This window comes from Myxococcus sp. XM-1-1-1 (genome assembly GCF_020037095.1).
Taxonomy (GTDB): domain Bacteria; phylum Myxococcota; class Myxococcia; order Myxococcales; family Myxococcaceae; genus Myxococcus; species Myxococcus fulvus.
Genome location: NZ_JAIQDH010000003.1, coordinates 306,776 through 325,597 on the forward strand (window position 1 = coordinate 306,776; position 18,822 = coordinate 325,597).

General features: G+C 70.8%; 18 protein-coding genes. 13 read left to right on the forward strand and 5 right to left on the reverse strand.

Going from position 1 to position 18,822, the window contains the following annotated elements:
- Window positions 1–14: 14 nt before the first annotated feature.
- Both K8640_RS43075 and K8640_RS08970 read right to left on the reverse strand, forming a co-directional pair.
- Window positions 15–620, reverse strand: a complete 606-nt coding sequence (locus tag K8640_RS43075; protein WP_223746681.1) for a putative metal-binding motif-containing protein — start codon at window positions 618–620, stop codon at window positions 15–17.
- Window positions 621–863: 243 nt separating this feature from the next.
- Window positions 864–1,835: a YafY family protein gene (locus tag K8640_RS08970; protein ID WP_223746682.1), complete on the reverse strand. Its 972-nt coding sequence runs from the start codon at window positions 1,833–1,835 to the stop codon at window positions 864–866.
- Window positions 1,836–1,951: 116 nt separating this feature from the next.
- Between K8640_RS08970 and K8640_RS08975 the strand changes: the two genes are divergently transcribed.
- From K8640_RS08975 to moaD, 11 genes are all read left to right on the forward strand, one after another.
- On the forward strand, window positions 1,952–2,911 hold the full coding sequence (locus K8640_RS08975; RefSeq protein ID WP_223746683.1) for an SDR family oxidoreductase: 960 nt from the start codon (window positions 1,952–1,954) through the stop codon (window positions 2,909–2,911).
- Window positions 2,912–3,065: 154 nt separating this feature from the next.
- A complete protein-coding gene (locus tag K8640_RS08980; protein ID WP_223746684.1) occupies window positions 3,066–3,857 on the forward strand; it encodes an isoprenyl transferase in 792 nt (263 codons plus the stop codon).
- Window positions 3,854–4,684 carry a phosphatidate cytidylyltransferase gene (locus K8640_RS08985; RefSeq protein ID WP_223746685.1) on the forward strand — a complete coding sequence of 277 codons (831 nt, stop codon included), beginning with the start codon at window positions 3,854–3,856 and terminating at the stop codon, window positions 4,682–4,684. The genes K8640_RS08980 and K8640_RS08985 overlap by 4 nt, the downstream gene beginning before the upstream one ends.
- An 84-nt stretch (window positions 4,685–4,768) precedes the next feature.
- The gene (gene rseP, locus K8640_RS08990) at window positions 4,769–6,409 is read left to right on the forward strand and encodes an RIP metalloprotease RseP (protein WP_223746686.1); all 1,641 of its coding nucleotides are present in this window, start codon (window positions 4,769–4,771) and stop codon (window positions 6,407–6,409) included.
- A 7-nt stretch (window positions 6,410–6,416) separates the two neighbouring features.
- Window positions 6,417–6,908 (forward strand): septal ring lytic transglycosylase RlpA family protein, encoded by a 492-nt coding sequence (locus tag K8640_RS08995; RefSeq protein ID WP_223746687.1) that lies wholly within the window; start codon window positions 6,417–6,419, stop codon window positions 6,906–6,908.
- A gap of 9 nt (window positions 6,909–6,917) precedes the next feature.
- On the forward strand, window positions 6,918–7,652 hold the full coding sequence (tsaB, locus tag K8640_RS09000) for a tRNA (adenosine(37)-N6)-threonylcarbamoyltransferase complex dimerization subunit type 1 TsaB (RefSeq protein ID WP_141326583.1): 735 nt from the start codon (window positions 6,918–6,920) through the stop codon (window positions 7,650–7,652).
- Window positions 7,653–7,712: 60 nt separating this feature from the next.
- On the forward strand, window positions 7,713–8,741 hold the full coding sequence (locus tag K8640_RS09005; protein ID WP_223746688.1) for an aspartate-semialdehyde dehydrogenase: 1,029 nt from the start codon (window positions 7,713–7,715) through the stop codon (window positions 8,739–8,741).
- Window positions 8,742–8,866: 125 nt separating this feature from the next.
- A complete protein-coding gene (locus tag K8640_RS09010) occupies window positions 8,867–9,763 on the forward strand; it encodes an MXAN_2561 family MXYO-CTERM-anchored protein (protein ID WP_255652794.1) in 897 nt (298 codons plus the stop codon).
- Window positions 9,760–10,488 carry an MXAN_2562 family outer membrane beta-barrel protein gene (locus tag K8640_RS09015; protein ID WP_223746690.1) on the forward strand — a complete coding sequence of 243 codons (729 nt, stop codon included), beginning with the start codon at window positions 9,760–9,762 and terminating at the stop codon, window positions 10,486–10,488. Before K8640_RS09010 ends, K8640_RS09015 begins: the two co-directional genes overlap by 4 nt.
- Window positions 10,489–10,494: 6 nt before the next feature.
- A complete protein-coding gene (locus K8640_RS09020) occupies window positions 10,495–12,357 on the forward strand; it encodes a PKD domain-containing protein (protein WP_223746691.1) in 1,863 nt (620 codons plus the stop codon).
- Window positions 12,354–13,028, forward strand: coding sequence for a molybdopterin converting factor subunit 1 (gene moaD, locus K8640_RS42830; RefSeq protein ID WP_370640328.1), 675 nt, complete (start codon window positions 12,354–12,356; stop codon window positions 13,026–13,028). The genes K8640_RS09020 and moaD overlap by 4 nt, the downstream gene beginning before the upstream one ends.
- 8 nt (window positions 13,029–13,036) lie before the next feature.
- On the opposite strand, the gene K8640_RS09035 is transcribed toward moaD, so the two are convergent.
- From K8640_RS09035 to K8640_RS09045, 3 genes are all read right to left on the reverse strand, one after another.
- Window positions 13,037–13,705 carry a hypothetical protein gene (locus tag K8640_RS09035; protein ID WP_223746692.1) on the reverse strand — a complete coding sequence of 223 codons (669 nt, stop codon included), beginning with the start codon at window positions 13,703–13,705 and terminating at the stop codon, window positions 13,037–13,039.
- Window positions 13,706–13,850: 145 nt separating this feature from the next.
- Window positions 13,851–15,569, reverse strand: a complete 1,719-nt coding sequence (locus K8640_RS09040; protein ID WP_223746693.1) for a M50 family metallopeptidase — start codon at window positions 15,567–15,569, stop codon at window positions 13,851–13,853.
- Window positions 15,570–15,584: 15 nt separating this feature from the next.
- Complete coding sequence (locus tag K8640_RS09045; RefSeq protein WP_223746694.1) at window positions 15,585–16,007, reverse strand: NUDIX hydrolase; 423 nt, start codon at window positions 16,005–16,007, stop codon at window positions 15,585–15,587.
- A gap of 70 nt (window positions 16,008–16,077) precedes the next feature.
- On the opposite strand from K8640_RS09045, the gene K8640_RS09050 reads away from it, so the two are divergent.
- Window positions 16,078–16,557, forward strand: a complete 480-nt coding sequence (locus K8640_RS09050; protein WP_223746695.1) for a hypothetical protein — start codon at window positions 16,078–16,080, stop codon at window positions 16,555–16,557.
- 67 nt (window positions 16,558–16,624) lie between these two features.
- On the forward strand, window positions 16,625–18,580 hold the full coding sequence (gene acs / locus K8640_RS09055) for an acetate--CoA ligase (protein ID WP_223746696.1): 1,956 nt from the start codon (window positions 16,625–16,627) through the stop codon (window positions 18,578–18,580).
- The last annotated feature ends 242 nt before the right edge of the window (window positions 18,581–18,822 follow it).

Here is an 18,822-nt window from a genome sequence, read left to right on the forward strand (position 1 = left end):
CTGGGGCCGCTCCGTCAGCACGAACCCGAAGGGACGCAGACGGTCGAGTCCTGCTCCGGGGAGCATTGGTATGTGCCCGCGCATTGGGTGTTGGCATCCAGGCACGCGGAGCCGAGGTTGGGGTAACCCTCGTCCTGGACGCTGTCGCAATTGTCGTCCTGGCCGTTGCACAGCTCGGGGGCGCCGGGGAAGACGGTGGCCAGGTCGTCCCGGCAGTCGGAGCCTCCGAAGTTCCTGGCGACGAACCCGTCATTGTCGGCATCCCGGCCATCGAGGGTCATGGACGCTGGGACCACCTGCCCGGGTCGCACGGTGACTCCCTGGTGGAAGACGCCGATCTGGACTCCGTCGCAGCGCTGTTCGAACGAGCGGACCGTGACGCCGATGTCGGAGGACCACGAGTCAGGAGGGAGGAACGCCACGCGGAGGTCCCTCGCCTGGCGCGCACGGAGGTCGGTCACATCCGCGATGAACTCCTTGTCACTCGCGGCGTCCCTCGCATGCAATCTCAGACAGCCTGGCGTGAAGCCGAGGAGCGCGGTGGAGACGGCCACCACTCGACAACCCGAGCCGTCGCCCAGCACCGCCTCGGTGGTGCCTACCTCGAACACTCGGGTCACATCGGGCTTCCTGTCGCAGTCCGAGTTGGGTTCGGAAAGGCTCGGCGCGGAGCAGGAAGAGGCGAGCAACAGGGACAGGATGGATGCACATCTCATGGCCGCGAGACCTCGTGACGTTCAGAAGGACGGGTGAGACTCCCCACGCGAGGGCACATGCGAGGCCCGCGCAACCGATGCCAGGAAGGTGCCCCTGGACCCGAATGACTGCTCATGTCCCTGCGAGGCTAACATACCTCCCAGCCCTCATCCCTCGCCGTGATGGTTTTCCAGGACCGCCTTGGCCAAGGCAATGAACCGCACCCGGAGCGCCCGGGGCTCGATGACCTCGAATCCCTGGCCCACCGCGCACAACTGGTCCATCGCGATGGCCTCACGCTCGAAGTCGAGGGTGACTGTCTTTCGTCCGTGGGTAGCATCCCCCGCGTCGAACCGGACGCCATCCACCGGAGGGCGCATCCGCCGCAGCAGGCCTTCCGCCTCCGGCGTCAATCGCAGCGTCACCTCGTACAGTGCCCGCTTCTCCGCGAAGCGCGCGCACCACTCCTTCCAGAACGCGGGCAGGTCGAACCGCGCGGGGCGCTCGAAGGTCTCCGCACGCACCTTCACCCCGTCGATGCGCGAGCCCCGGTACACCCGAGTACCGGCCTCCGTCCCCGCGACCAGGTACCAACGGTCCGCCTTCAACACGAGCGCGTACGGCTCCACCTGTCGCCGGCCACGCTTCCCATCGAAGTCCCGGTACCTCAGCGACACCCGCCGGTTCTCCCACGCCGCCTCGCGCAGATCCTCCAGATGGGGCACGGACTCCCGTTCCGCGAACCAACCCGATGCGTCCACATGCAGCCGCTGCCGCGCGTACTCCAGCGCCGGCTGCTGCAACGCGGGCAGCGCCGCCGCCAGCTTCACCAACCCGCTGCGCAGCGGCGCGCTCAACCCGATGTCCCCCAACCCTCCCGGCGCCGCGCTCATCGCCGCCAGCGCGTGCAGCTCCGCGCGCGTCAGGCCCGTCAGCTGCGTCTTCCATCCCTCGAGCAGCGCCACGCCGCCCTCCGAGCCGCGCGTCGCGTAGACCGGCACGCCCGAGGCAGACAGGGCGTCGAGGTCTCGGTGGATGGTCCGCGCGGAGACCTGGAGCTCACGCGCCAGCTCGCCCGCGGTCAGCTTCGGGCGGCTCTGCAACAGCATCATCAGGCTGACGAGTCGGTCGGCGCGCATCGGAAAGACCTCCGCCGTGAACGTTACGGAACCAACATGACAGAGGTTGTCATATTACCCCCCGTACGGTGCGCCCCATCGCCGGCCACCCCGGTCGGTCCGTGAGGAGACACCCCATGAAGAAGCCACTCGTAGGCCGCATCGCCCTGGTCGCCGGCGCCACCCGAGGCGCGGGCCGCGGAATCGCCACCCGACTGGGCGAGGCCGGCGCCACCGTCTACTGCACCGGCCGCAGCGTCCGGGGCCGTCCCGCCTCGGGCGACTCCCGCCCGGAGACCCTCGAGGAGACCGCCGAGCAGGTCACGGCGCTCGGTGGCCACGGCATCCCCGTGCGCTGCGACCACACCGTGGAGGAGGAGGTCATCTCCCTGTGCGAGCGCATCCAGCAGGAGCAGGGCCGCCTGGACATCCTGGTCAACGACATCTGGGGCTGCGACCGGCTCACCCACTTCGGCCAGCCCTTCTGGAAGCAGTCCATCCCGGACGCACGCACCATGCTGGAGCGCGCCGTGCTCACGCACGTCATCACCAGCCGCCACGCCGTCCCCCTCATGCTCCCGCGCAACCAGGGGCTCATCGTCGAAATCACCGACGGAGACCACTTCGCCTACCGGGGCCACGTCCTCTATGACGTGCTGAAGATGGCCGTCATCCGGCTCGCCTTCGCCATGTCCCGGGACTTGCGCCGCACGGGCCTCACCGCGCTCGCCGTGACGCCGGGCTTCCTGCGCTCCGAGGAGATGCTCGAGCACTTCGGCGTCACCGAGGCCAACTGGCGCGACGGCACGAAGGTGGACCCGGACTTCATCGCCTCCGAGACGCCCGCCTATGTGGGGCGCGCCGTCGCCGCGCTCGCCGCCGACCCCAACGTCGCCTCCAAGGCCGGCCGCGTCCACAGCTCCTGGGCCCTGGCCCGCGAGTACGGCTTCACCGATGTGGACGGCTCCCAGCCGCACTGGGTGGATCACTTCACTCGCACCCACGGGCTGCCTTACCCCGTCGCCGACGAGGCCCGGTACGCCACCTGGGGACAGAGTCCCATCGAGGCCCTCCGCCCGAACTGGCCCGAATCCTGAGCCCCCATCCCCGGGCTCGCGCACCTGTGCCCACATGCGCGCGAGCCCCGAGGCCGCTCACCGGGGCCGGGCGACCGACCAGGGGCCGGGGGTGACGGTTGGACCACGCTGGCGTGGACGCGGCGCGGTGTCGCCGGTAGGGTGCGCGGCTCGAATGGAACGCCCCCTAGTGGTTTCCGCCCTCGAAAATCAGGTCAAGGCCCGGCCCATGCCGCGCCACGTGGGCATCATCATGGATGGCAACGGTCGGTGGGCGGAGTCGCGGGGTCTGGACCGACTGGAGGGGCACCGCGAGGGCAGCGCCAGTGTGCGTGAGGTGACCCGCACCGCCCGCCGCCTGGGCATCCAGGCCCTGACCCTCTACGCCTTCTCCTCGCAGAACTGGGCCCGCCCCGCCGAGGAGGTCGCGGGCCTGATGGACCTGCTGCGCGACTACCTGGAGCGCGAGCGCGCCGAGATCCTCGACAACGGCATCCGACTCAACGCGGTGGGTGACGTGGACCGGCTGCCCCGGTTCGTGAAGGACCCGCTGGAGCGGCTCATCGCCGACTCCCGCCACAACACGGGGATGGTGCTGTCGCTGGCGCTGTCCTACGGCGGCCGGGAGGAGATCCTCCGCGCCGCCCAGCGGATGGCCCAGGCCATCACCCGGGGGGAGCTGGCGGCGGACCGCGTCGAGGAGGCCGACTTCGAGTCCTTCCTCTGGACCAACGGCCTGCCGCCCCTGGACCTGATGGTGCGGACCAGCGGCGAGCTGCGCGTGTCCAACTTCCTGCTCTGGCAGATGGCGTACGCGGAGCTGTGCTTCACCGACGCGCTCTGGCCGGACTTCCGCACCGACGAGTTCCTGCGCTGCGTGTCTCAGTACCAGCAGCGTGAGCGGCGCTTCGGGTTGACGACGGCGCAGGTGAAGCGGGAAGACCCCCCTCAGCGGGCCAAGGCGTGAACGACAAGAACAAGAACCTCGTCATCCGCATCGTGACGGCGCTGACGCTCCTGCCGTTGGTGCTGGTGCTGCTCTTCCTGGGCGGTGTGTGGAGCGCGGGCCTGCTCGGCCTCGCCGCCGCCGCGTGCGTGGGCGAGTACTACCTCATCGTGCAGAAGCGGCTGAACGCGGCCGCGTGGGTGGGCATGGCCTTCGCGGCGGTGCTGCCCTTCCTGCCCCTGCGGGACGCGGCGCGCACGGGTGAGACGGCCTTCTGGCTCACCATCGTCTTCGCCTTCTTCGCGTGGATCTTCCACCTGTTCAAGGGCCCGCTCGCCGAGGCCCCCACGCGCACGGCCCACCTGGTCAACGGCTTCCTGTATGGCGCCGTGGGCCTCACCGCGCTGTCCGCGCTGCGCCTGCTGCCCGACCATGGCCTCGCGTGGGTCATCTGCGCGCTGACCATCACCTGGGCCAACGACACCGCCGCCTACTTCTTCGGCCGCTTCATGGGGCGCCACAAGCTCTACCCCGAGGTGAGCCCGAACAAGACGTGGGAGGGCTTCTTCGGCGGCATGCTCGGCTCGGTGGGCGGCATGTTCATCGCCCGGGGCTTCTTCTTCCCCGTCTTCACCGTGTGGGACTGCGTCATCCTGGGCATCGCCGGTGGCCTGCTGGGCCCCGTCGGTGACTTGTGCGAATCCATGCTCAAGCGGGCGTACGGCGTGAAGGACTCGGGGTTCCTCATCCCGGGGCACGGCGGGGTGTTGGACCGCATCGACGCCTTGCTCTTCAACGCACCCCTGGTGTTCGTCTACGTGCAGTTCGTGCGAGGCCTGCTGCCGTAGAAGCGTGAGATTTCGCTCGGCTGGCTGGCTGGCGGCCCCGGATGTGCGTTGTCCGTCCGGGGGTACACGATTACTCTTGCCGCCATGCCCTCACTTCAGAACCTGGGGTTCTTCATCCTGCTGCTCGGCGTGCTCGTGACAGTGCACGAGCTCGGCCATTTCCTCGTGGCGAAGGCCTGCGGGGTGAAGGTCCTCAAGTTCTCCATCGGCTTCGGGCCCAAGCTCATCGGCTTCATCAAGGGTGAGACGGAGTATCAGATCGCCATCCTGCCGCTGGGCGGGTACGTGAAGATGGCGGGGGACCTGCCCCACGAGGAGCTCAGCCCGGACGAGGCGAAGCGGGGCTTCCTGGCGCAGCCGCCCTGGAAGCGCGGGCTCATCGTCCTGGCGGGGCCGGCCTTCAACCTCATCTTCCCGGTGCTGGTCTATTTCTTCGTCTTCCTGGGCCCGCACCAGGCCACGTCCACCCTGGTGGGCTTCGTGGAGCCCGGCAGCCCGGCGGAGCTGTCCGGCATGCGCCCCGGCGACCGCGTCCTGTCGGTGGAGGGCGAGTCGGTTCGCACCTTCGACGACATGCGGGAGACCTTCGTGGGGCGCTTCGAGCGGCCCATCCCCATCGTGGTGGACCGGGGCGGCCAGCCGGTGACGCTGACGGTGACGCCGAAGAAGAGCACGGAGACGTCGCCCATCGACACGGTGGAGCGGGGCCTCATCGGCGTGGCGCCGGTGTCCAAGCCGCCCTTGGTGGGCGTGCGAGCGGGCTCGCCGGCGGAGGCCGCGGGCCTGCGCACCTTCGACCGGGTGCTGAGCGTCAACGGCGTGAACGTGCCGGACGAGGCGCGGCTGTACCAGGAGCTGGGCCGGCATCCGGAGGGTGAGCCGCTGAAGCTGGTGGTGCGGCGCATGTCCACGGTGGAGGCCGGCGTGGTGATGGGCCAGGTGCCCGCCCTCGTCGAGGTGACGGTGCCCCGGCAGCCGGGCGTGGGCCTGGCGGCGGTGGGCGCGGAGGCCGCGGACACGTACGTCGCGACGGTGGCCCCTGGCAGCGTGGCGCAGAAGGCGGGCCTTGCGCCCGGAGACCTCATCGTCGCGTTCAACGGCAAGCCCGTGCAGTCGCTGCGGATGATGGAGAACGAGCTCACCGAGCTGAAGGACCAGCCCTTCACGCTGACGTGGCGCGACGCGAAGGGCGGCGAGCACACCGAGAAGCTGGCGCAGGCGCCGCTCAAGAGCGAGGACGCGATGGGGCAGGAGACCTCGCGGCTGGCGCTGGGGGCGCGCGGCTGGGCGCTGATGGACGCGGACGCGCCGAAGGTGGACGAGGTGACGGTGCACCTGGGGCCCGCCGCCGCGTTCAAGCAGGCGGCCGTCGTGGTGCCGAAGATTGTCGGGCAGATGGTGAAGGTGCTCGCGGGGCTGTTCACGCGCGACGTGCCGCTGTCCTCGGTGGGCGGTCCCATCATGATGTACCAGCTGGCGGCGAAGAGCGCCGAGCAGGGGCTCGACTCGTTCCTGCACCTGATGGCCATCATCTCCATCAACCTGGGCGTGATGAACCTGCTGCCCATCCCCGTGCTGGATGGCTTCGCGCTGCTGTCCGCGGCGTGGGAGGGCATCCGCCGCCGCCCCATCCCCACGCGGGTCCGCGAGGCCGCGAACATGGTGGGCCTGGCGCTGCTCTTCCTGCTCATGCTGCTGGTCTTCACCAACGACATCACCCGATAGAGGCCCCATGCGCGCGAGCACCGTCGTCCTCCTGCTGGCGCTGGGCTGCTCCACCGCGTGCGCCTCGCGCGCGGCGAAGCCGGACTCTCGCGACGAGGAGACCCGGACGCGCTCCGGTTCGACTCCGGGCGTGACTCGGCGCGAGCAGATGCCGCGCTCCTACCTGGGCGAGGGGCTGGCGTCGTTCTACGGCCCCGGGCTGCACGGCCGGCCCACCGCGAGCGGGGAGCGCTTCAACCAGAACGCGCTCACGGCCGCGCACAAGAAGGCGCGCTTCGGCTCCTGCATGAAGGTGGTCAACATGGAGAACGGCCGCTCCGTGCAGGTGCGCATCAACGACCGGGGGCCCTACGTCGAGGGCCGCATCATCGACGTGTCCAAGGCCGCCGCGTCCAAGCTGGGGATGCTGGACAAGGGCGTGGTGCGCGTGCGGCTGTATCGCTGCCCCGATGACACCGTGTCGGAGATTCCCCAAGCAATGTGGGCCGCGCCGGTGTAGGGAGCGCCCATGTTCCTCGCGCTGGACACCTCCACGCTGACGATGTCGCTCGCCCTGGTGGAGCGGGGGCCGGACGGCGTGCGCGTCGTGGAGCACCAGGTGGTGCGTCCGCCCATCAAGCAGAGCGAGGCCCTGCCCGGCGTGGTGGGGGAGCTGCTCGCGCGGCACGACGTGAAGCTCGCGGCGCTGGAGGGGCTGGTGGTGGGCCTGGGGCCCGGCTCGTTCACGGGCCTGCGCATCGGCCTGGCCACGGTGAAGTCGCTGGCGTACGCGGCGGGCCTCAAGGTGGCGGGCGCGTCGTCGCTGGCGGCGGTGGCGATGGAGGGGCCCGAGGACGTGCCGCTCCACGTGCTGGCCGTGGCGCGCAAGGATGACTTGTACCTGGGCGCCTACGTGCGGCGCGGCGGGACGGTGGAGGCGCTGGAGCCGGAGACCGCCATGTCGCCCCAGGAGGTGGCCCAGCGCATGGCCGCCGAGCCCCGCGCGGTGGCGCTGGGGCCCGCGCTGGTGGACTACCGCGCGGCGCTCGAGTCCCACGGCGTGGCGCCCGAGCGGCTCCTGTCCGGGCACGACTTCCCGTCGGCGGTGGAGCTGGTGCGGCTTGCCCGCATGCCGGAGACCTTCTCGCTGGAGGCGCTCTTCTCCATGGAGCCGCACTACGTGCGCGCCTCCGAGCCGGAGCGCAATCCGAAGTTCCCTCCGCTGCCGGGGCCGGTGCCCACGGCGCGGCTGAAGGACGACTGAGGCCCTCCTTCCGGGACGCTGCTTGCGCCTGGAGGAGTCACGCACGCACGAGGACGCGTCATGAAGAACGACTTGCAGATTGCCGTGGTGGGTGCCACCGGCGTGGTGGGCCGCGAGGTGCTGGCCGCGTTGTACGCGCGGGACGTGCCCGCCGAGCAGGTGCGCGCCTTCGGCTCCGAACGCTCGAAGGGCCTGGAGGTGGAGTACGGCGAGGACTCCATCGAGGTGGAGCGCGCCGCGCCGGACGTCTTCCGCGGCGTGGGGCTGGTGCTGCTGGCCACGCCCGCGGAGGTGTCGCGCACGCTGGCGCCCGCGGCGCAGGCCTCCGGCGCGTGGGTGGTGGACATCAGCTCCGCGTTCCGGAGCGACGGCAACGTGCCCCTGGTGCTGCCGGGCTTCAACACGGAGGCGCTGGCGCAGGTGACGAAGGGGCGGGTGGTGTGCCTGCCGGGCGCCGTCACCACCGCGGCGGTGCACGTGGTGGAGCCCTTGCGCAGGGCCTTCGGCGTGGTGCGCACGCAGGTGACGGCGATGATGGGGGTGTCCAGCGCGGGCGTGCGCGGCGTGGCGGAGCTGGAGAAGCAGACCGCGGACCTGTTGTCCGGGCGCGAGCCGGAGCCGCACGCGTTCCCCCACCGCGTGGGCTTCAACCTGGTGCCGCAGGTGGGCGGCTTCATGGTGAACTCGCCCTGGACGGAGGAGGAGGCGGGCTGGACGCTGGAGGCCGCGCGCCTGTTCGCGTCCCGGGGCGAGGCGCCGGTGCTGGCCGGCACCGCGGTGCAGGTGCCCAGCTTCTACGGCCACGGCCTGTCGCTCCACGTGCAGCTCAAGAAGGCGGGCCCGGTGGAGCAGGTGCGCGCCGCGCTCAAGACGTCCCCGGCCCTCAAGGTGCTGGATGCCCCCGGCGAGCGCATCTACCCCATGCCCATGCTCGTCACGTCGGACCCCACGGTGCACGTGGGCCGGGTGCGCGCCTTCCCCCAGGCCCCCGAGTGGGTGACGCTCTTCGCCGCGGTGGACAACGCCACCCGGGGCGCCGCCCTCAACCTGGTGGAGGCCGGCCTGAAGCTGGTCGAGCGTCCCGTCTGACAAATTGGCACGGCCGTGGGGGCCGCCCTGCCTGTTTGGCGCGCCAGGTCGGCTCGAAACGTCCGAAAAAGGGCCTGTCGGAAGGCGTTGTGTGTGGCCCCCCGCTTGCTAGCGTCCGGCTACCCATGCGCCTCACACTCGCCTTGCTTTTGCTCTCCGCGTCGACCGCCCTGGGGCAGACCGTGACCTTCTCGGTCTCGGGAAGCCAGGGCAACGAAATCGTCGTCTCCAAGGCCGACTGCGCCAAGGTCACCCAGGTCACCTGGCAACGTCAGGCGACCAACCAGTGCGACACGCTCTACATCTGGCTGTCCCCGGACACGTGCTCGGACACACCGAGCTCGAGCGAGGTGACGCTGGAGGAGATCGAGCGGTCCTCGTCGGTGACGACGGGCACGGTGAGCCTGAACGTCAGCGAGGCGCTCACCAAGGCGGGCCAGACGTGCGAGGCCCAGACGGAGAACAAGAGCTTCAAGCTGTGCGCGTCCGTGCGGCCGTTCAACAGCACCGGGACGACGTGCGAGGCGACCGCGACGAGCGTGGGCACGCCGGCCATCACCCTGACCTTGGACCCCAAGCCTCCCGCGGCGCCCATCCTGCCGACGGTGACGGGCCTGGACACCGCGCTGAGCGTGGACGTGACGGCGCCGAGCGACTCGTCGCAGATGAAGGTGGAGGTGGTGAAGCTGGTGGCGGGTGAGGATGGTGGCAGCACCACCGCGGGCGACGTGGTGCGCTCCAAGGAGCAGACGTCGTCGAACACGCTGTTCCGCATGGACAACCTGGAGAACGGCGTGGAGTACGGCGTGCGGGTGTTCGCGCTGGACAAGGCGGGCAACCAGAGCGAGCCGTCGCCGCTGGCGACGGGGACTCCCATCGCGAGCAATGGCTTCTGGGCGGCGTACCGGGGCGCGCAGGGCGCGGAGACGGGCGGGTGTGGGGCGGGAGGTGGCGGACTTGCCGTGGGCGCCGTGGTGGCGGCCCTGGGCTTCTGGACGGTGTCGAGGAGGAAGCAGTCATGAGTCGGGCATGGGGCCTGGGTGTGGCCGTGGCGTTCGCCGCGCTGCCCGCGTGGGCGCAGGACGCAGGCGTGGTGTCTCCGGATCTGGTCGAGTCCCCCCGCACCGGCGGCATCATCTTCCGCCTGGGGGGCTACAAGCCGCTCATCGACGAGGAGAAGGGCCTGGGGGGCACGCCCTACAAGGACACCTTCGGCGACTCGTCGCTGCTGCTCGTGGAGCTGGAGTTCCAGCGCTACTTCTACCAGGGCATCGGCACCGCGGGCGTCGGCGTGTCGGCGGGCTACGGCGAGAAGTACGGCGCGGCGAAGCTGGCGGACGGCGGTGGAGACGCGGCGGAGCGCACGGCCATCAAGGTGGTGCCGCTCGCGTTCAACCTCTTCTACAAGTTCGACTACGCGGCCTTCGAGTGGGGCATCCCGCTGGTGCCGTACGGCAAGCTGGGCCTCATCTACTCGCCCTGGTGGGTGACGAAGGGCAGCGACACCGAGGTCTCCGGCGGCGTCACCGGCAAGGGCGGCAAGTGGGGCTGGGGCGGCACGGCGGGCCTGGCGTTCCTGCTGGACGTGCTGCAGCCGCGCTTCGCTCGCGACTTCGACTCGGGGCTGGGGGTGAACCACAGCTACCTGTTCGCCGAGTACACCTACGCGGATGTGGACGATTTCGGAGGGAAGGGGCTGAACTTGTCCAGCCGGCGCTGGATGTTCGGACTCGCGCTGGACTATTAGCGGCTCATGCCGCACTCCCCGCGCTCCGTCCGTCGGTCCGTCACGCTGTTCCTCCTGTTGACCGCCGTGGGCCTGACGGGCCCCGGCTGTCGGCGAGCGGTGCGCACGGACCTGGGGGAGGACCGCACGGTGGAGACGGGCGTGCCCGTGACGCTGGGCTCCGGGGAGAAGGGCGCGCAGGCCCTCTCCTGGGATGTCGGCGACGGGACTCCCGCGAAGCAGGGCGCCCAGCTGTCGCACGCCTTCGCCCGGCCCGGCGCGTACACCGTGCGCGCGCTGCACGAGGGCCAGGAGGTGGGGCGCGTGCGGCTCACCGTGGTGCCGCGCCCGTTGCTGCGCGCGGTGCCGGGAGACGCGCAGACGGTGCTGTGGATGCCCCGGCTGCAGGGCAACGTGGAGCCGCTGGTGGACTTCCACGAGCGACTCATCGGCCCCGAGGAGGCGGAGGAGGCGCTGCGCGAGGCACCCCTGGTGTCGCTCGTGTTGCAGAGCCTGACGCAGGGCTCGAGCGTCGTGGACCCCGAGGAGGGCTTCGGCCTGTTCATCCTGCCGGAGTTCGACGGCGTGGTGGCGGTGCTGGGCATCACGGAGCCCGACGCGGCGATGTCCGCGGTGGCGAGCGAGCTGGAGAGCTCCGGCCACCAGGTGATGCCCACCGATGATGGCGCCATGCGCGTGGTGCCGCAGGATGGCAGCGAGCCGATGCTGCTGTTCGTTGATCGGGGCTACCTGTACCTGGCGATTCCCGACGGGCCGGAGGCGGAGGACGACGAGGAGGGGGAGGAGGGCGTGCCGCTGGAGGTGCTCGCGGTGGAGCCGCCGCGGCCGGCCGTCGCGGACGTGCAGCTGGTGCGTCGGGCGGTGACGGAGCTGACGGGGCCCGGGATGTCCGAGGTGGCGCTGCTCAACGAGCTGCGTCCCAAGGTGGGCGAGGGGAATGTCTACCTGTACACGGGCGCACCGAGGCTCGACGAGGGTGAGGAGGAGGGGCCGGTGCGGGGCTTCTTCGCCTCGATGACGGTGCGCCCCGAGCACGTGTCGCTGGATGGGTTCCTGTCGTCCACGCGGCCGCTGTTGCAGGGGGCGAGCGCGCCTCCTTCCGCGCTGATGGCGGAGAGCGGGTTGGGGCCGGTGGCCGCCGCGCAGCTGTCCGTGCCCCCCGAGGAGCTGGCGAAGCTGGCGTTCGGCGCGCCGGGCTCGCCGCGTCGCGAGCGGATGGTGGAGCGGTGGCGCGCGCGGGGACTGGACGCGGAGGCGCTGTTGAAGGCGCTGCGTGGTGACGTCGCGATGCTGGTGTACTTCGATGCACCGGGCTTCCTGCGGAACTTCGTGCGGAACCAGCGGCCCGAGCCTCGGGGCACCGTCCTCATCGACGCGGGCCTCACCTCCGTGGAGCCGGTGCTGCGGCTGCTCGATGAGCGCGCGCAGGGCTCGTCGCTGCGCTTCGCGATGGAGAAGATTCCCGGCGGCCGGCTCTACAAGACGCTCCTGTGGGGACAGCCGGTGCAGCTTCGCATCGGCCCCGAGCGCGCCACGTTGATCGCCGGTGAGCCTTTGGAGGGGCGTCCTCGCGGCGATGTCGGCAAGTCGCTGCGCGAGCGCTTCGGCGGTGAGGCGTTCGGCGCGGGGCACCTGTCGGTGATGGCGGACCTGGGGCGGCTGCGCGCGGAGCTGGATGCGCAGGAGTCGCTGCCGGGCGTGCCCGCGGAGCGACTGGCGTCGGCGCAGGCGCTCATCAAGGCGGTGCTGGAGGGCTTCACGCCGCTGGACTCGGGCTTCCTGGACTTCTCGCTGGCCGAGGGCGGCGCGAGGCTGAAGGGGAGTCTGCGATTGAGGGAGAACGCTCGCGCGGGACAGGAGTGGAAGTGAGCCCGGGCGGCGCTGTCACCGTGCTGTACTTCGCCGCCGCGAGGGAGCGCGCGGGGACGGCCCGGGAGCGCGTGGAGGTGCCCGAGGGCGCGACGGTGGAGGTGGTTCTCCAACTGCTCGCGGCGGCGCATCCGGGGCTTGCTCCGTTGCTGCCGCACCTGCGCGTGGCGGTGGACCAGGAGTTCGTGGGCGCGGAGGCGCCGGTGCGGGCGGGCGCGGAGGTGGCGTTGATTCCTCCCGTGGCGGGTGGCTCGCCGGGGCTGTTCCGCGTGGTGGAGCGGCCGCTGCGGTTGGAGGAGGTGGTGGAGGCGGTGGGGGGCGAGGCGTACGGCGGGCTCGTCACCTTCAGCGGCTCGGTGCGCGACGCGACGAAGGGGCGGCGCGTGTTGCGGCTGGAGTACGAGGCCTACGCGCCGATGGCCGAGAAGAAGCTGGCGGAGATTGGCGCGGAGGCCGCGACGTCATGGCCGGGCGTGCGGCTGGCCATCGTGCACCGCGTGGGCGTGCTGGTGCCGGGGGAGCTGGCGGTGGTCATCGCCGCCGCGGCGCCGCATCGCAAGGAGGCCTTCCGGGGCTGTGAGCACGCCATCGAGCGGCTCAAGCAGGACGTGCCCATCTGGAAGAAGGAGTTCTTCGAGGATGGGGAGGTGTGGGTCGGCCTGGGGCCGTGAGGCCTTCGTCAGCGCATCCGGAAGCTGGCGGGGATGTTGACCTCGGGGCCCGCGTCCGCCGGTTGCTGCTGCTCGCGCTCGGCGTCGGTGATGGGGCGCATGGGCGTGTCCAGGCCCATGGCCTTGCGACGCGCGGCCTCCTTCTCGGCGGCGAGCTGGAGGGCGCGGGCGTTGGACTCGGCGGCGCGCTCGGGCGTGGGGCCCGCGATGAGGAAGCCCACGGGCAGGCTCAGGAAGAGCAGGCCGACGATGGCGAGCCAGCCCATGTCCTTCCACTGGAGGGGGCCGACGCGCTCCTTCACGACGGAGGCCTGGACGAGCAGGGACAGCTGTCCCTCGGTGAGGCGCAGCGTCATGCCGTCCGAGAGCGTCACGGAGGCGCGGCCCTGGTCCTGGACGAGCTGGGCGCCGGGGAGGGCGGCGAAGGCGTCTCCGCGCTGCTTGTGCTCGACCTGGACCTTGGGGGGCAGGTGGATGCGCCAGCCGCGCTCGGTGCGCTCGGCCATGAGGAACGGCTCTTCCGGGAGGGTGAAGCCGTAGAGGGGCAGGGGCGCCTTCTCATCCGGCGCGGCGTGGACCCGCGTCTGCTCGCGCCCGTAGCTCCAGGCCTCGGCCAGGTTCTCGCCCCAGTACAGCTCGAAGTACAGCCCGCCGTCCGCCTTGGCCTTGGTGCTCATCTCGCGCGCAAGCATATGCGTCCCGCCGCCTGTCGGCCGCATCATCGGGGCCGGAAGCCCACAGGTGGACAGGAAGCGTCCGCCCGCTTGCCCGACAACCAGGGGAGGCTCGCGGTTCCCCTCGCGGGTTCCGGGGCAGGGGATTTCAGGCCGTCGTCCTGCCCATCACCGAGGGACCGCCGGATGAGGGGGTGTCCTTCGTCCCGGACTCGGCGGGTAGCGGAGGTGGCGTCGCGGGTGGAGCGCTCGCGGGAGGCGGCGTGGACGATGGGCTCGCCGCGGGTGTTTGTGTGTCCGCGCCGTGTGGCGCAGGCGTGGTTGTCGGAAGGCCCGACGGCGCACCTGCTGGCGCCGCGCTGTTCGCGGGTGCGTCCGTCGCCCCGGCTGCCGTGGCGGGCGTTGCCGTGGTTCCCACGTTCGTGGGCGTCGCGGAGCCCGTGGATGGCGGCGCGCTCGTCGTGGGGGATGCGCCCCCGCCGCTGCTCCCGGCTGGATTGAGCGCGCTCGCCGCTCCGGAGGCGGGGACCGTCACGCCGCGCGAATCAACTCCTGCCGGTGCGCCTGTCACTGGCGTTGGCGCAGCGGGTGCTGCCTTGGTTCCCGTCGCAGCGGCTGCTCCCGAACTGGCGACAGGCGGAGCCACAGGTCCTCCAGGGCCCGTGCCGTCCGGTGTCGCGGTGGTGGGAAGCGCCGTTCCCGCGGGTGCGCCGCCGCCAGGGGCCGTCGCTCCCGAGGACGCTCCGATGGGAGGTGCACTCGCTCCCGTCGTGGGGGGCGCTCCGGCCGTGGTGCCACCGGGTCCCGTCGTCGCGGGTGACGCGGACTCCGACCTGAACCGCTCGGGGAGCGCCCCGCGAATCTCCGCGAACGCCACCGCGACGATGACCGTCGCGCTCGCGAGGAACCCCACCGTCTGCGCCACCGTCTCCACGCGAGGCGGCAGCTTGCGACCACTCACCGCCTCCACCAGCAACAGCACGACGCGCCCGCCATCCAGCCCCGGAATCGGCAGCAAGGTCAGCAGCGCGAGCGCCAGCGACGCGGCCACCAGCGCTCGCAGCACCGAGTCCAGCCCCGACGACGCCGCATCGGACGACTCCTGCCGCACCAGCGCCCCGGGGCCCGTCGGTCCACCCCGCGCCTGTTCTCCCTTCGCCAGCCGCGTGAACATCGTCACGCCCTCGGCCGCGAGGTTCATCGTGTGCACCGTCGCGTGCCTCAGCGCCTCGCCCGGCGCATGCGTGCGGTACACGTACTGCTGGCTCACGCCGATGCGTCCCTCGCCACGCTCGTCCGCGCGCGGTCGCACCGTCACCGTGCGCTGCTCGCCGTGCCGGTCCACCCGCAGCTCCAGCGTGCTGCCCACGCCCACCGCCACCTTCTCCACGAACTCCGTCCAGCTGCGCAGCGCCTGACCGTTCACCGAGTCGATGCGGTCCCCGGGCAGCAACTGCGCCCGCGCCGCCTCCGAGCCCGGCCGCACCGTGCCCACCGTCAGCGGCACCACGACGTGGGTGCCCGACGTGTAGAGCGCGAACAGCACGCCCAGCGCGAACAGGTAGTTGGACAGCGGCCCCGCCAGGATGATGAGCGCGCGCCGCAGGGGCCCCAGCGTCCGGAAGCTCGCGGCCTCCACGACCTCCGAGCGGTGAGGATTCATCCCCTGGATGTGCACCGTGGCGCCCAGCGGCACCGCCCCCACGACGAACTGCGTCCCCCCCAACCGGAAGGACGCCATGGGCGGACCGAAGCCGAACACGAAGCGGGGCACCCGCACCCCGAGCAGCCGCGCGGCGACGAGGTGCCCCAGCTCATGCAGGGCCAACAGCCCTCCGAGGGCCAGCAGGACGAGCGCGTAGTGCATCCTGGACGGCGCTCCCTACAGCTTCCGCCGCTGCCCGGTCTGCTTGTACGTCCGGTAGTCGGAGAGGATGGTGCCGTGGTCGAAGCACAGGTCCGACGGCAGCGCGTCCAGCGCGAACGTGCGCGCCTCCGCCGCGTCATCCGAGCCCTTCGGCTCACCGTCCGCCGTGCCGATGTACACCGTCGACAGCGTGTGCTGCCGCGGGTCCCTCTTCGGGTCCGAGTACGTGAAGAACTGCTCCACCAGCTTCACCTCCAGCCCCGTCTCCTCCTTGACCTCCCGGATGGCCGCCGCGTCCAGGGGCTCGCCCTCGTCCACGAATCCCCCCGGCAGCGCCCAGCCGATGGGCGGGTTCGCGCGGCGGATGAGGACGATGCGTCCACCGGCCAGCTCGATGATGCAGTCCACGGTGGGCTTGGGGTTGCGGTATTCGGGCATGGGGGCCACTCTAACCCCGACCGCCACGAGCGCACTGCACTCGATGCATTCGTGGGGTATGGTGCGCCCCGTGTCCACCCCGAGACGCTTCCGCCTGCTCGTGCCCGCCCTCCTCGTGAGCGCCATGTCGGGCTGCCTGCCCTTCGTCCAGGAAGCGGGCGACTACGAGTTCACTCCCGTGGAGATCTTCCGCGACGACTGCGGCCTCTACGACGCCAACCGCGACTTGTTCCGCGGCAGCCTGCAGGTCACCGGCCGCGTGGTGCGCCTGAACTTCGGGCTGCTCGACACGCAGCTCATCGGCTACTTCCTCGCCGAGGGCGACGACTTCGCCATCGACGGCACCACCATCAACGCCGCCACGCCCGTGCGCGGGGTGGACTGTCTGCTGGATGAAGCCAGCATCCACATCGACGCGACGACGCAGTGCGAGACGCGCTTCGACGGGGCGATGCGGGTGCGCTACGCCTCCGAGCAGCGGCCCGCCGAGTGCGCGTGCGAGCTGTGGATGCGTTTTGAAGCCGTCAAGGAAGCGAACCGCTGCGAATAGCGTGCTTGAGCCCGGCCTCCGGGGTTCCTAGAACAGAGGGGTTGTCGCCCACTCTGCGGAGGAGCCCATGGCTGAAACGCAGCAAGAAATCTCCTCGGTCCTGACCGAGACCCGCGTCTTCCCACCGCCCCAGGAGTTCTCCCAGCGTGCTCACCTGAAGAGCATGGAGGACTACCAGCGGCTGTGGGACGAGGCCGCTCGAGATCCGGACAAGTACTGGGGCGAGCGCGCTCGCGAGGAGCTCTACTGGAAGGAGCCCTTCCAGACGGTGCTCGACTGGAAGCCGCCACACGCGCGCTGGTTCGTCGAGGGGCGCACCAACCTGGCCTACAACTGTCTGGACCGGCACCTGGCCACGCGCCGCGACAAGCCCGCCATCCTCTTCGAGGGTGAGCCCGGAGACCGGCGCACCCTCACGTACGGGCAGCTCGCCATCGAGGTGAACCGGCTGGCCAACGGGCTGAAGTCCCTGGGCGTCAAGAAGGGGGACCGCGTGGGCATCTACCTGCCCATGGTGCCCGAGGCCGCGGTGGCGATGCTGGCGTGCGCGCGCATCGGCGCGGTGCACTCGGTGGTGTTCGGCGGCTTCTCCGCGGAGGCGCTCCAGGAGCGCATGAAGGACGCGGGCGCCAAGGTGGTGCTCACCGCGGACGGCGGCTGGCGCAAGGGCGCGGTGGTGCCGCTGCTCAAGAACGTGGAGGCCGCGCTGGAGAACATGCCCAGCGTGGAGAAGGTGGTGGTGGCGCGCCGCACGGGAGACGCGCTGGCGCTCACCGACCCGCGCATGGTGGCGTGGGACGTGCTGGTCAACGGCCAGTCCGACACGTGCGAGCCGGAGTGGGTGGAGAGCGAGCACCCGCTGTTCATCCTCTACACGTCCGGCTCCACCGGGAAGCCCAAGGGCGTGCTGCACACCACGGCGGGCTACGCGGTGGTCGCCTCGCTCACCACGCGCTGGGTGTTCGACTTGCGCGAGGATGACGTCTACTGGTGCACCGCCGACGTGGGCTGGGTGACGGGCCACAGCTACGTCGTCTACGGGCCGCTGATGAACGGCGCCACCACCGTCATCTACGAGGGCGCGCCCACGCACCCGGGGCCGGACCGCTTCTGGGACATCATCGAGCGCTACAGGGCCACCATCCTCTACACCGCGCCCACGGCCATCCGCGCCTTCATGCGATTGGGCGACGAGCACCCGCGCAAGAAGAACCTGTCCTCGCTGCGCCTGCTGGGCAGCGTGGGCGAGCCCATCAACCCCGAGGCGTGGATGTGGTACCGCGACGTCATCGGTCAGGGCCGCTGCCCCGTCGTGGACACGTGGTGGCAGACGGAGACGGGCGGCATCATGATTTCGCCGCTGCCGGGCGCGACGCCCACCAAGCCGGGCTCGGCCACGCTGCCGCTGCCCGGCATCCACGCGGAGATCCTGGACCGCGCGGGCAACGCGGTGCCGAAGGGGCAGGGCGGTCTGCTCTTCGTCACGAGGCCGTGGCCCTCCATGCTGCGCACCGTGTACGGCGACCCGGACCGCTACGTGCGCACGTACTTCAGCGAGCTGCCTGGCAAGTACTTCACCGGCGACGGCGCGCGCACGGACATGGACGGCTACTTCTGGCTGATGGGCCGCGTGGACGACGTCGTCAATGTCGCGGGCCACCGGCTTGGCACCGCCGAGGTGGAGAGCGCGCTCGTCGCCCACAAGCTCGTGTCCGAGGCCGCCGTCGTGGGCCGCCCCGATGACCTCAAGGGCACCGCGCTCGTGGCCTTCGTCACGCTCAAGCAGGGCAACGTGCCCTCACCGGAGCTGAAGAAGGAATTGGCCCAGCACGTCTCCAAGGAGATTGGCGCCATCGCGCGGCCGGATGAGATCCGCTTCGCGGAGGCGCTACCCAAGACACGCTCCGGGAAGATCATGCGGCGGCTCCTGCGCGACGTGGCCGCGGGCAAGCAGGCATCGGGAGACACCACCACGCTCGAGGACCTCCATGTCCTCGCGGCGCTCCAGCAGAACGACGAGTAGCGCATGGAGGCGCGGAGGGTCCCATGGGCCCTCCGCTTCTCAAGATGGATGTGTCACGTCGTGTTACAACGACAGGACTCCGAGGGTTTGAAACGCAATCGGATTTCACCCAACGTATGAAGGTTGGTCCGCACTCATAATTCGAAATATCCGGGTGTTGAGGAGTTGTTGACACTGGAAAGATGCAGGGGCATTAAAGGCCGCGCTCACCCCCCCGAGCGCGACGTGCCAGGTCCTGTTCC

Excerpts from the sequence above, each read along its gene's own strand:
- K8640_RS08970 (WP_223746682.1), bottom strand. The coding sequence starts at position 1,835 with ATGCGCGCCGACCGACTCGTCAGCCTGATGATGCTGTTGCAGAGCCGC.
- K8640_RS08975 (WP_223746683.1), top strand. The coding sequence starts at position 1,952 with ATGAAGAAGCCACTCGTAGGCCGCATCGCCCTGGTCGCCGGCGCCACC.
- K8640_RS08980 (WP_223746684.1), top strand. The coding sequence starts at position 3,066 with ATGGAACGCCCCCTAGTGGTTTCCGCCCTCGAAAATCAGGTCAAGGCC.
- rseP (WP_223746686.1), top strand. The coding sequence starts at position 4,769 with ATGCCCTCACTTCAGAACCTGGGGTTCTTCATCCTGCTGCTCGGCGTG.
- K8640_RS08995 (WP_223746687.1), top strand. The coding sequence starts at position 6,417 with ATGCGCGCGAGCACCGTCGTCCTCCTGCTGGCGCTGGGCTGCTCCACC.
- tsaB (WP_141326583.1), top strand. The coding sequence starts at position 6,918 with ATGTTCCTCGCGCTGGACACCTCCACGCTGACGATGTCGCTCGCCCTG.
- K8640_RS09005 (WP_223746688.1), top strand. The coding sequence starts at position 7,713 with ATGAAGAACGACTTGCAGATTGCCGTGGTGGGTGCCACCGGCGTGGTG.
- K8640_RS09010 (WP_255652794.1), top strand. The coding sequence starts at position 8,867 with ATGCGCCTCACACTCGCCTTGCTTTTGCTCTCCGCGTCGACCGCCCTG.
- K8640_RS09015 (WP_223746690.1), top strand. The coding sequence starts at position 9,760 with ATGAGTCGGGCATGGGGCCTGGGTGTGGCCGTGGCGTTCGCCGCGCTG.
- K8640_RS09020 (WP_223746691.1), top strand. The coding sequence starts at position 10,495 with ATGCCGCACTCCCCGCGCTCCGTCCGTCGGTCCGTCACGCTGTTCCTC.
- K8640_RS09035 (WP_223746692.1), bottom strand. The coding sequence starts at position 13,705 with ATGAGCACCAAGGCCAAGGCGGACGGCGGGCTGTACTTCGAGCTGTAC.
- K8640_RS09040 (WP_223746693.1), bottom strand. The coding sequence starts at position 15,569 with ATGCACTACGCGCTCGTCCTGCTGGCCCTCGGAGGGCTGTTGGCCCTG.
- K8640_RS09045 (WP_223746694.1), bottom strand. The coding sequence starts at position 16,007 with ATGCCCGAATACCGCAACCCCAAGCCCACCGTGGACTGCATCATCGAG.
- acs (WP_223746696.1), top strand. The coding sequence starts at position 16,625 with ATGGCTGAAACGCAGCAAGAAATCTCCTCGGTCCTGACCGAGACCCGC.